We start from the raw sequence: 12,790 nt of genomic DNA, 5'->3' as shown, positions 1-12,790 counted from the left end.
AACGGTCGGAGGGAGGCAGGGAACGTCGGACTCAGTCACCGAGCGCGCGCAGGGCCTTGGCGACCGTCTCGCCGATACGGGCGATCGGCTCGGGCTCGGTCATCTCGTAGTGCCCACAGGGCACTTGGTGGTCGTGGAGGGTGCCGGCGACATGACGGCGCCAGCTGTCGGCCTTGCCCGGCTGCACGGCGAGGTCGCCGGCGAAGTCCGGGTCCGGCTCCAGGGCCGCGCTGAAGAACAGCACCTCGCCGCGGAAGCGGCCAGGTGCGAACTGCGGGGCGATCCGCAGGTTGTTGCGCATCACGGCCGCGATGGCGGCGGCCTGCGCACGGGTGACCGGCGAACTGTCCGCCCCGGCCTCGATGGCGTCGAGCACACCCTCCACGTCCGCCTCTGCCGACAGGGGCAGTCCGGCGACCCGCGCCAGCAGGGCGGCGACCTGGCGTTCGGCCGCGTCGGGGTCGTAGGCGGTGCCGTGCGGCTGGGGCGCGTCGAGCATGGCGAGCAGATCGACCCGTTCACCGGCTTCTTGCAGCGCGCAGGCCATGGCGTGCGCCACGAACCCGCCGTAGGACCAGCCCAGCAGCCGGTACGGGCCGTGCGGCTGCACCTCGCGCACCAGGTCGAGGTACGCGCCGACCATGGCGTCGGCGTCGCTCGCGAGCGGCCGGGTGCCGTCGAGGCCCAGGGCCTGGATGCCGTGGACGGGCTGGTCGCCGCCCAGGTGCGGCAGCAGGCCCGTGTACCGCCAGGACACGCCCGCTCCGGGGTGGACGCAGAACAGCGGGGTGGCGGTGCCCTCGGCGCGCAGCGGCAGCAGCGGACCGAGCGCGGCGGCGGTCTCCGGCTCCTCCTCGGCGAGCAGTCCGGCGACCGTGGGAGCGGCCAGCACCCCCGCCGCTGCGACATCGAGCACACCCGCCTGCCGCAGACGGCCCGCCAGCAGCACGGCGCGCAGCGAATCCCCGCCCAGGTCGAAGAAGTTGTCGTGCACGCCGATCCCGCCGATCCCGAGCGTCTCCTCCCACACCCGGGCCACCGCCTCCTCCCGCTCCGAACGCGGCGCCACATGCGGCGTCGTCAGCCGGGGACGCGGGGCGAGCCGGCTGCCGGCCGGTGCGGGCGCCGAGTCCTCGGTCGCCGCGGCATCCGAACGGACGCCGGGCGCGTCGATCCAGTGGCGGTGCCGTTCGAAGGCGTACGGCGGAAGCGGCGCCCTGCGTGCGCGATCCGGGGCCGGTGGCAGCGCGGCGTCCACTCCCGCGCACCACAACCGGCCCAGCGCCTCGGCCAGGACGAACCCGTCGGCGGCCTGTGCCTTGGCGTGCCGCATGGTGGTAACCGTCACCGGCGTCTCGTCGGCGAGGCGGCTCGTGGCCAGCTTGATCAGCGTGTCCCCGGGACCGATCTCCACCAGGACGGGGCGCTGGCGCTGCCACAGGGCGGCGATGCCGTCTGCGAAGCGCACGGTGTGCCGGGTGTGGTCGAGCCAGTGCTGTACGGAGGTGGCCTGGGCGTCGGTGATCCAGTCGCCGGTGACGTTGGTGACGAAGGGGATGCGCGGCGGGCGCAGGGTGATCTGCCGCAGGTGGCTCTCGAAGACCGGCAGTACGGGATCGAGGACGTGGGAGTGGGCCGCGGCAGAAAAGCGCAGTCGGCGGAACGGCGTGCCCCGGCGGGTGAGTTCGGCCTCGAAGCGCTCGACGGCCTCGACGCGCCCGGCGACGGTGCACGCGGCGGGGCCGTTGACGGCGCTCAGGGACACCTGCTCGTCCAGCAGCGGCAGGATGTCCTCAGCCGGGGCGGCGACGCCGGTCGTGGCGCCGCCCGCGGAGGCGATGAGCCGGATCCGCTCGCTGACCAGCGGCAGCATCTCCGCCAGGTCCATCACCCCGGCCAGACAGGCCGCCGTGTACTCGCCCAGGGAGTGCCCGATGAGGGCGTCCGGGCGCACACCGGCCTCCATCAGCGTGCGGGCCATCGCGTACTCGGTCACCACAAGCCCGAGCACGATGTCGAGGTCGCCGGACTTCCGGCCCTCGAACAGCGCCTCGCGCAGGTCGCCGCCGAGGACGGGCCGCAGGATCCGCGCGCACTCGTCGACGGCGTCCCGGTAGACGCCGTGCTCGCGGTACAACTCCGCCCCCATGCCGGGGTATTGGGTGCCGCCGCCCGGCAGCAGGAACGCCACCCGGGCCGCCTCGTCGCCCACCGCGGGGATGACGGGCGCGGCCGCGCGCAGGGCCTCCACGGCCTCCTCGCGGGAGGCCGCCGTGACGGCGAGACGGTGGCGCAGCGCGGGCCGGTCGGCGCGCAGGGAATGCGCGATGTCGTCCAGGCGCAGACCGGGACGGCGCTGAAGGTGCCGGGCGAGCGCGTCGGCCTGGCCGCGCAGCGCTCCGGCCGTGCGAGCGGAGACCGGCAGCACCAGGCGACGCCCGCCCTCGTCCGGACGGGACGCAGCGGGGGTGACGGGCGGGGCCTCCTCCAGGATGACGTGGGCGTTGGTGCCCCCGACACCGAAGGCGGAGATGCCGGCCCGACGCGGATGGCCGTGCGCGGGCCAGTCCTCCAGGGCCGTGGGCACCCGGAAGGGACCGGCGTCGAAGTCGATGAGCGGGTTGGGCCGGTCGAAGTGCAGACTCGGCGGGATCTGCCGGTGCTCCAGGGCCAGTACGGCCTTGATGAGCCCGGCGATACCGGCCGCCGCACCCAGATGGCCGATGTTGGTCTTCACCGAGCCCAGAGCGCAGTAGCCCCGCCGGTCGGTGCTGTGCCGGAATGCCTCGGTGAGCGCCGCGACCTCGATCGGGTCACCGAGCCTGGTGGCGGTGCCGTGCGCCTCGATCAGGCCGATGGTGTCCGCGTCGACCATCGCGTCGGCCTGGGCGGCGAGGATGACCTCGGTCTGCCCGGCGGCGCTGGGCGCGCTGAAGCCGACCTTGCGGCGCCCGTCGTTGTTGACGGCGCTGCCCCGGATGACGGCGCGAATACGGTCGCCGTCGGCGAGGGCGTCCTCCAGCCGCTTGAGGACCACGGCGCCGACACCGTCCCCGGAGGAGGTACCGGCGGCATCGGCGGCGAACGCGCGGCAGCGGCCGTCGGGGGAGAAGGGCCCGTCCGGCACGTGCCGGTAGCCCAGGACGGCGGAGGGGTTGAGCGAGACCGCGGCCGCCAGCGCGGTGTCGCAGCGGAGGTCGATCAGATCCTGACAGGCCTGATGCACGGCGACCAGCGCGGTGGAGCACGCCGTCTGCAACGACACACTCGGCCCGGTCAGGCCCAGTTCGTAGGAGACCCGGGTGGCGAGCGTGCCCAGGGAGTTGGCGGTGGCCGCGTTCACGAGGGCGATCGATCCGGGCTGCCCGGCGAAGCGGGGATGGACGTGGGCGGGGTAGTAGCGGCTGTCGCCACTGCCCGCGTACACGCCGAACGCCCCGGTCGTACGGCCCTCGCCCAGGCAGCCCGCGTCCTCCAGCGCGTGGTAGGCCGTCTCCAGCAGCAGGCGCTGCTGCGGGTCGACCACGGCCGCCTCGGCGGGGTTGTAACCGAAGAACCCGGAGTCGAAGCGGTCGATGCCGTCCACGACGGACGCCATCCGCACCAGCGAGGGGTCGTCGAGGTCGCGCGGGTCGCCGCCCGCGGCGAGGAACTCCTCCTCGCTGACGGGGCGCACCGACTCCCGGCCGGCCGCGAGGTTCTCCCAGAAGGCGTCCAGGTCGTCGGCGCCGGGGAAGCGGCCCGCCATGCCGATCACGGCGACGGCGGGGACCTCCTCGTCGTGCGCTGCGGGGGTGTCATGCATGGCCGCGGTCCTTTCCGTGCCGTGCGGTGCGGCGGGCGCGTGCCGCGCGCTGCCGTTGTGCCTGTTCCTTGGCACGGTCGAGAGCGCCTTCCTCGGCACGGTCGCGGGCGCCGGGTGCCGGGGCGGCGGCGTCCGCCGCCGGTGATGCCGAGGGCTGCGCCGCCAGGTGGCGGGCCAGTTCGCGGACCGTGGGGTGGGCGAACAGATCCACGACCGACAGGTCGGTGCCGAAGGCGCTGTTGACGGCGCCCTGTGCGGTGACGAGGAGCAGCGAATTGCCGCCCAGGTCGAAGAAGTTCTCGTCCAGGCCCACCCGGTCACGGCCCAGCACACCGCACCACACCTCGGCGAGCCTGCTCTCCAACTGCGCTACGTCCGCGCCCGATTCGCCCACGTCCCGGTGCGCGGTGGCTCCGGCCGACCGCAACACCCAGTCGTCGCCCAGGCCTTCGGCACGGGCCGCGTCGGAGGCCGCGCGGTACAGAGCACCGAGATCGGTACCGTCCGCGAGCCCGACGGCCGCGACCGGGCGGCGCACCTGGCGTACCGGTGCCACCACATGACTGCGCACCCACGGGGCGGTGCGGTCGGCGCCGATGAGCAGATGCGGCTCGTCCAGCGTGCGGGCGAGGTCGAAGGAGCGCAGCGCGGCGGGCACGTCCAGCAACCGGTAGCCGCGGGCCTCGGTGAGCGCCGCCAGCCGGTAGCCACGGCTCACCCCCCGCTCCCGCCACATGCTCCAGGCCAGGGACTGCGCGGGCAGACCGAGACTGCGGCGGTACAGGGCGAGGGCGTCGAGGTAGGCGTTGGCGGCGGCGTAGGCGGCGTTCATGGCACCGCCGAAGTAGCCGTTGACCGAGGAGAAGGTGACGAACTCGGTGACGGGGTGGTCGGCGGTGAGCCGGTGCAGTGTCCACGCGCCGCGCGCCTTCGCCGCCAGCGCCTGCCGCCAGCGGACGGCGTCCAGCTCGCCGACGGGACGCTCGTCGAGCGCCCCGGCCAGGTGCAGTACGGAGGTCAGCGGGACACCCCACTCCTGGACGGCGGCGTCCACTGCGGCGCGTACTTGCTGCTCGTCGGTGACGTCGGCGCATGTGTAGCGAACCTCGCCCAGCTCGCGCAGCCGCTCCAGCAACTCCCCGCGGTCCGCCTCGCCCGGCTGGACGGGAGTGCGGCCCAGGATCAGCAGGCGGGTGCCGGGCGTGCGCAGCAGGTGGGCCGCGACCTCGCCGCCGACACCGCCCAGCCCGCCGGTCAGCAGCGTGAACCCGTCACCGGGCCGTTGCTGAACGGTCGCGGGCGTGTCGGGCAGAGGTGCGAGGCGGCGCACGTAGCGGTGCCCGTCGCGGAAGGCGACCTCCGCTTCTCGGGCGCCTGCTGCCACCTCGGTCAGAAGCAGCGGCAGCCAGTCCACGGAGTCGTCCGCAGGGAGGTCGAGGTGGGTGCCCTGCAGCCAACCCAGCTCTTCGCGTAGGGACTTGAGCAGCGCTCCGGCCATGGCCTGATCCGGACGGGGCCGGTCCTCCGGGCGCACGCCCTGGGCGCCGGCTGTTACGTGCAGCAGGTCGACGGGCCGACGGCCGGGACGGGCGCAGAGGGCCCGCGCGAGGGCGAGAAGGGACAGTGCGTCGGTCTCCTCCCCGGCCAGGTGAATGACGGCATCGACCGGCCGCTCGTCGCGCTCCAACTGCTCCAGCAGCGCGGCGATATCGCTCTCCTCGCCGAGTCGTAGCCGGTAGCGCGCGGCGTCCACGCGGGCGTACGACTCCGCGTCGGTGGCAAGGGTGCACCGCCCGCCCGCGGAACGCAGCGCGTCGGCCATCTGCTGGGCCTCCGCATCGCCGCCTGCGAGGACGAGGGTGTGCCGGTCGGGCGCCGTCCCGTTCGGCGCCGGGAGTTCCGCGCGCTGCCACACCGGACGCAGGAACCAGTCGGGCACAGTAGCCGCAGTACCAAGCAGCAACTGGGCGGCGCGCACCTGCTCGTCGAAGTCCCCGGCCTCGAAGCTCTTGCGCAGCTTGGTGCGTTGGATCTTGCCGATCTCCGTCTTGGGGATCGCGTGTTCGGGGACGGGGACGAGGAAGGCGGGGCTGACACCGATCTCCCGGGTGACCTTGCCCGCGATCTCCCGCAGGGCGGCCGCCGTATCGCCCTCCGCGGCCTCGGCCACTTCGGGAGCCAGGTGGAAGAACAGGGCCAGCTCGTCGGTGGTCGCCGACGGGTCGGAGCGCACCGCGACCGCGGCAGTGAAACTGCGCACCACGTGCGGGAGTTCCTCGACGCAGGACTCGATCTCGTGGCTGTAGTGGTTGACGCCGTTGACGATGATGACGTCCTTGGCGCGCCCGGTGATGTACAGCTCTCCCGCACGCAGGAACGCCAGGTCGCCGGTGTCGAACCAGCCGTCCTCGGAGAACGCCTCGGCGTTGGCGCCCGGATTGTCGTGGTACCCGCCGGTCACGGAGGTGCCCCGGACCTGGAGGCGCCCGGCCACGCCCTCGGCGAGCACCGTGCCGGACTCGTCGACGATGCGCATGGCGAAGCCGGGATAGGGGAGACCACAGCTGACGAACACGCCCTCGTCAGGGCCGGGTTCACCGGACAGCACGGTGTCCGTGACCACCGAGCAGGTCTCCGACATGCCCCAACCCGGGTGCATGACGTCCTGAGGCAGGCCGAAGGGCTTGAGCGTGTGCAGGAAGCGGCGGGCCACGGCGGCCACGACGACCTCGCCGGCGTTCATCACCAGCCGCATCGGCGACAGGTCCCAGCTGCGGTCGGCGAACCGCTCGGCCTGCTCGGCCAGGAGCCCGAACGCGAAGTTGGGCGCCCAGGTGACGGTGACGCGGTGCCGGTCGGCGAGGTCCATCCAGCGCACCGAATCCTGGAGGATCCACGAGGTGGGCGCATGGATCTGCCTGCAGCCCAGATACACATCCCGCAGGTGGAACATCACCACGCCGGTCACGTGGTCGAGGGGGATCCAGTTCAGGGAGACGTCCGCCGCGCCGAGCCCGTTCATCTGCTCCGTCGCGGCCGAGCGGGTCAGCACATTGCGGTGGGTGAGCCGTACCGCCTTCGGCAGACCGGTGCTGCCGGACGTCATCAGCATCAGGATGAGATCGTCCGGCCGGGCGGCGTACCAGTCACGGTCCTCCGGCGCCTCACGCAGCTCGTCGGCCGTGGCCAGCCGCAGCCCGGGCCAGTTCTGACGCCCGGCCACCTCCCGCAGCCCCGCCTCACGCTCGGCGGAGCAGACGATCCAGGGCCGGCCGAGCATCCGCCAGATGCCCTCCAGTTTGGTCAGCGCGGCGGACGGCGTGTCGTAAGAGGTGGGGACGGTCAGCGGGACAGCCACGAAGCCGCCCAGGATGCAGCCCCACAGCACGGCCAGGAAGTCCTCGGTGACATCGCACTGGAGGATGACCTGGTCGCCGGGGCGCAGTCCGGCCGCGCGCAGTCCGGCCAGGACCCGGGAGGCCTCCGGGATCAGGGAGGCGTAGCTGCGCCGGTGCTCGGTGCCGTCCGCGTGGACGTGGACGATGTCGCCCTGGGCCCGCTCGGCGGCGCGGAGCAGGGCCTGCGCCCAGCCGGGCACGGACGGCTCGACGAGCGCGGGACCCTCGCTGAGCGCCGGCACGGCGGACGAGGCCCCGGCGCCGTCGGAGGCGGGGGTTGCCGTGCGCTCGGGCAACCCGGTGTGACGTCGGCCCAGTTCCTCGGGAACCTCCTGCGTCGTCACTTCCACTCCGGTCACCCCGGACAGACGCCTCAGGCGGTCGCGCCAAGCGTCGGCCGCGGACCGGTCCACGGTGGGGAGGGCTCGTAGCGCGTCGGTGTCGAGGGTGCCGTCCGCGGTGAAGGGCAGGGCACTCACCGCCGTGACGCGTACGCCCCGCAGGAGCTGCTCGACGCGCTCCACCACGTCCGCGCGCCCCGGGACGACGTACAGGCGCGGCTCCCCACCGTCCACGCCCGGCAGGGCGCGGGCGGCGCGGATGCCGGGCACCGACAGTGCCGCCGCCTCCACCTCCGCGCCGTGGAAAGCGGGCGCGGCCGGGGCGCGCTCGGGAAGTGCGGGCAACTGCCCAACGTGCACACCGGGTTCGACGCACACGGTGCGCAGCACATCGCGCAAGGCGTGCGCGAACGCCTCGGCGGTGGACGCGTCGTACAGGTCGGTGGAGTACTCGACATGCAGGGCGAGTCCGTCGGGGGAGCCGCCGTGGGTATGCCGCTCCAGCACATCGACGAACAGGTCGAACTTGGCGGTGCCGTTGGCGGTCGGACTCAACCGGTGTGGCTGTCCGTCGAGTTCGAGAACAGCGGGCTCGTTGTTCTGCAGGGCGAGCATCACCTGGAACAGAGGGTGCCGCCCGGCCCGGCGCGGGGGGTTGAGTTCGTCCACGAGCCGGTCGAAGGGCAGGTCCTGATGGTCGAGTGCGGCCAGGTCAGCGGCCCGTACCCGGGTGAGCAGGTCGCGGAAGGCGGGGTCGCCGGAGGTGTCGACGCGCAGCACGAGGGTGTTGGCGAGCAGCCCGATCAGATGGTCCAGGGCCGGCTCGGTACGGCCCGCGACCGGGGTGCCCAGGACGATGTCCTGCCCCGCGCCGCAACGGGTCAGCAGGGCCCCGACGGCGGCGTGCAGCACCATGAACAGGCTGGCGCCCTCGCGGTCGGCGAGGTCGAGCAGATCGCGGTGGAGCTCGGCGTCCACGACCGCCTCGACATGCGCGCCGGCTCCGCGCGGCGCCTCCGGGCGCGGCCGGTCGCCGGGCAGGCCGCACTCCTCGGGCAGACCCGCCAACGCCGCACGCCAGTGAGAGGTCAGCCGCTCCAGACGGCTCGTGCCGTCCGGGGCGGGCGCGAGCAGGTCGCGCTGCCACAGGGCGTAGTCGGCGTACTGAAGCGGCAGGGGCTCCCACTCGGGTGCACGGCCCGAGCGGCGGGCGGCGTAGGCGGTGCTCAGGTCCTCGGCGAAGGGCCGCAGCGACCAGCCGTCGGCCGCGCTGTGGTGCAGCAGGAGAAGGAGCGTACGGTCGTCATCCGGCCCCAGCAGCCAGGCGGCCAGCGGGCTGTCGGCGCTCAGGTCGAAGGGGTGCCGCATCGCCGCGCGGACGTGGGCAGCGCTCTCCTCGGCGGGGCAGTCGACGCGCCGCAGTGGCGGACGCAACTCGCCCGGCGCCAGGACGCGTTGGTAGGGCGTCCCGTCGTGCACGGCGAACACCGTCCGCAGGCTCTCATGATGGTCGGCCAGGTCCCCGAGAGCGGCCTCCAGCGCGTCGGCGTCGAGACCGGCGGGCGCCTTCACCACGAGCGGGATGTTGTACGTGGCGGCCTGTCCGCCGAGCCGGTCCAGGAACCACATACGCTCCTGCGCGAAAGAAAGCGGCACCCGCTCGGGACGCGTGGCGGCGCCCAGAGCGGGCCGCGGCAGGGCATCCACGGAGTGCGCGGCCAGCCGCGCCGCGAGGGCGGCCGGAGTCGGCGTGTCGAACAGCGCGGTGATGGGGACCTCCACGCCGGCGCTCTGCCGCAGCCGGGCCAGCAGACGGGTGGCGAGCAGCGAATCTCCGCCAAGGTCGAAGAAGTTCACGTCGGTGCCCACGGTGTCGCGCGGCAGCTTCAGTACGTCTTCGAACAGGGTGCACAGCAGGGCCTGTTGCGGTGTCGTGGGCCGGGCGCCGGACGCCGCGGCGGTGAAGTCCGGTGCGGGCAGCGCCCGCTCGTCGAGCTTGCCGTTGGGCGTCAACGGCAGGGCTTCCACGGCGACACAGGCGGCCGGGACCATGTGCTCGGGCAGGCGGGCGGCGGCGTGGTCGCGCAGCTCGGCCGGGTCGGCGGGAGTTTTGTTGGCGGCGACCGTATAGGCGACGAGCTGCTGGGCGCCGTTGTCCGCCCGGCGCACCACGACGGCGGCGCGTGCCACGCGGGGGTGCGCGGCGAGTACGGCCTCGATCTCACCGGGCTCCACCCGGAACCCACGGATCTGCACCTGCGCGTCGGCCCGTCCGAGGTAGTCCAGCGTCCCGTCCGGGCGGCGCCGGGCCAGGTCGCCGGAGCGGTACATGCGGGCGCCGGGCGGACCGAACGGGTCCTCCAGGAAGCGTTCGGCGGTCAGCTCGGGCCGGTTCAGATACCCGGCGGCCACACCGGCGCCGGAGACGTACATCTCACCGACCGCACCGGGCGGAACGGGGCGACCTTCGGCATCGAGCAGATGGACACGCAGGTCGCCCAAGGGCCGCCCGATGACGCTGCCCCGCCGCGGGTCGTCCAAGTCGGCCCGGGTCAGCCGGTGATGGGTGACATGCACGGTGGTCTCGGTGATGCCGTACATGTTCACCAGGGCCGGCCGGTCCAGGCCGTACCGCTCGACCCAGGGCCGCAGCCGCGCCGGACGCAGCGCCTCGCCGCCGAACACGACGTACCGCAACGCCCCACTGTCACCGTCGCGTTCGAGGTCCGCGTCAATCAACTGCTCGAAGGCGGACGGCGTCTGGCTGAGAACGGTGACGTCCTCGCGATGCAGCAGCTGTACGAAGTCCCGGGGGGAACGGCTGACGGCGTACGGCACGACGACGACCCGGCCGCCGTGCAGCAGGGCGCCCCACATCTCCCACACGGAGAAGTCGAAGGCGTAGGAGTGGAACAGCGTCCACACGTCGTCGGGCCCGAAGGCGAAATGCTCGGAGGCGGCGGCGAAGAGCCGGACAACGTTGGCATGCGGCACCGGGACCCCCTTGGGGCGGCCGGTGGAGCCGGAGGTGTGGATGATGTACGCGATGTCGGCGGGGCTCGTCGGCCCGTGCCGGTCGGCGTCGGTGAGGTCACCGGGGTCCCGCCCGGCCATGTCCTGCGCGAGGTCGTCCAGCAGCAGGGTGGGGACGGACCCGCCGACGAGCCGGGCATGTGCGCGCTCGGTGACCAGCACGACCGGTTCCGCGTCCGCCACGACCAGCCGCAGCCGCTCCGCCGGATGCCCGGGGTCCAGCGGGAGGTAGGCGGCGCCGGTCTTCAGGACCGCGAGCAGGGCGGGCAGCAGCCGTAACCCGCGCTCCAGAGCCAGCGCCACCACCCGCCCCGGCCCCGCGCCGCGCTCGACGAGCAGCCGCGCCAGCCAGTTGGCCTCGGCATTGAGCTCGGCATACGTGAGGTGCTGCCCGTCGCAGGTGACGGCGGTCCGCTCGGGGACGGCCGTCACCCGATCCTCGAACAACTGGGTGAGAGTGCGATCGACCGGATACGTACGTACGGGACCGTCACTCGGATGCTCGCCCCGCAACAGGACGTCCAGCTCTCCCAGCGCGGTCGTGGGCTCCGCCTCGGCCAGTCGGCGCAGGACGGCGAGGAACCGCCTGCTGTGCAGAGCGAGTTCGTCCTCCTCGTACAGTGCGGGATTGGCGTCGAAGGCGAACCACAGACCACCCGCCTCCGCCGCGGGACGCACCGAGATCTGCAGGTCCTCCACGGCACCGCCGGACAGGTGGTGCCAGGTGGTGGGGTGGCCGTCGAAGACGGGCGACTCGTCGAAGGGCACGATGTTCAGCACCGGCCCGTACAGCCGGCGGCCGGTGCCCAGCAGCCCCAGGTCGCGACGCAGGAACTCGCCCCGGTAGGCCTGATGGCGGCGCAGGGCGCGCAGCTCGTCGGCGACGCTCCGGGTGAAGCGATCGAGCGGCGTCCCGGGCGCGGCGGCCACCCGCAGGGGCAGCACGTCGGAGGCGGTACCAGGGGTGCGCAGCGCGACGCTGCCCAGACGGCTCATCGTGGCCAGACCCAGCACCAGGCCCTGGCTGCCGGTCATGCGGTGCAGGTATGCGGCGGTGGCGGCGGCCAGCAGGTCGGTGCGGGTGACGCCGAGCCGCGAGGCGGCCTGCTCCAGGGCGGCCACCTCCGACGGCGCCAACTCGGCGGTGCTGCGCAGGAAGGGCGAGGTGGCGGGGGCCGTGCGCGAGGTGAGCCGTGCGGGCTCGGGCAGTCCGGCCAGGCGCTCGGCCCAGTGGGCGCGGTCACGGGTGTGGCGTTCACCGGCGCGGTAGGCGGCCTCTTCCTCCTGCAACCGACCGACCGGTGCGAAGACGGAGGCGTCCGGCTCACGGCCCGCGGCGAGCGTGTTGTAGACGTCGGCCAGGCGCCGCCCCAAGAGCTTGAAGCTGTAGCCGTCGAGCAGGATGTGATGGGCCCGCAGCAGCCAAATGAACCGGTCGGACGCCAGCGTCAGCAGGGTGTGCGAGAAGAGCGGGCCCTTCTCCAGGTCGACCGGGGTCGCCAGGTCGGAGCGGATCCAGTTCCAGGCGGCCGCGGTGGGATCGTCGGCGTCACGGACGTCGACCCGGTGCAGGGGCCAGTCGTCCGGGTCCGGGGCGCGATGGCAGCGGGGGCCGTCCTCGGTGTCGACGAAACGCAGGGCGAAGGTGTCCGCCTCGGCGACCGTGCGGCGCAGCGCGGTCTCGAACAGTCTCGTGTCGAGCGGCCCATGGATCTCCACCGCCTCACCGGTGTTGTACGCGGCACTGTCCGAGGCGAGTCGCCCGGCGTACCAGAGACCTTCCTGGGCGGCGGACAGCGGACGTCGCTCGTCCTGCTGGAGTGACATGGCACATCCCTCATGGCAAGCCGTGATGTCCCGGCCGGCGACGGCACGACCGGGTCGGAGCGGTGCGGCCACCGCTTCGTGCCGCCCGCGCGTGCTGGATACGCGCCGAGCCGGCCCACGAAGCGGAACGGAGGTCGCACGCCGGGGACTCGGCGCGTACGCACTCGGGCCCCGGTTCTACGACTCATCACGGTGTGTCACCGCACTCGGCACGGTCAAGGCGGCACCGGGTCAAGAGCGGCACCCCAGGGATTTCCCTAGAGATCACCGGACGAGGGAGTGAAACCTCCGACGCCAACTTCTAGGGAATTCAAGCGACATGGCTGATAGGAGCCGTGCCGAGTGGACTCGACCACGCGCCGCGGGGCAGTGTCGAAACGACTCCC

General features: G+C 73.3%; 2 protein-coding genes. Both read right to left on the bottom strand.

Features of this window, described 5'->3' with window-relative positions:
- Positions 1-31: 31 nt before the first annotated feature.
- On the bottom strand, positions 32-3,805 hold the full coding sequence (locus ACZ7L7_RS29710; RefSeq protein WP_285514587.1) for a type I polyketide synthase: 3,774 nt from the start codon (positions 3,803-3,805) through the stop codon (positions 32-34).
- Positions 3,798-12,404, bottom strand: coding sequence for an amino acid adenylation domain-containing protein (locus ACZ7L7_RS29705; RefSeq protein ID WP_472077646.1), 8,607 nt, complete (start codon positions 12,402-12,404; stop codon positions 3,798-3,800). The genes ACZ7L7_RS29710 and ACZ7L7_RS29705 overlap by 8 nt, the downstream gene beginning before the upstream one ends.
- Positions 12,405-12,790: the final 386 nt, after the last annotated feature.

Source organism: Streptomyces sp. NPDC110618 (assembly GCF_055657065.1).
The sequence above is the reverse complement of the archived record's forward strand: the minus strand, read 5'-3'. Positions and strand labels throughout refer to the sequence as shown.

Excerpts from the sequence above, each read along its gene's own strand:
- ACZ7L7_RS29710 (WP_285514587.1), bottom strand. The coding sequence starts at position 3,805 with ATGCATGACACCCCCGCAGCGCACGACGAGGAGGTCCCCGCCGTCGCC.
- ACZ7L7_RS29705 (WP_472077646.1), bottom strand. The coding sequence starts at position 12,404 with ATGTCACTCCAGCAGGACGAGCGACGTCCGCTGTCCGCCGCCCAGGAA.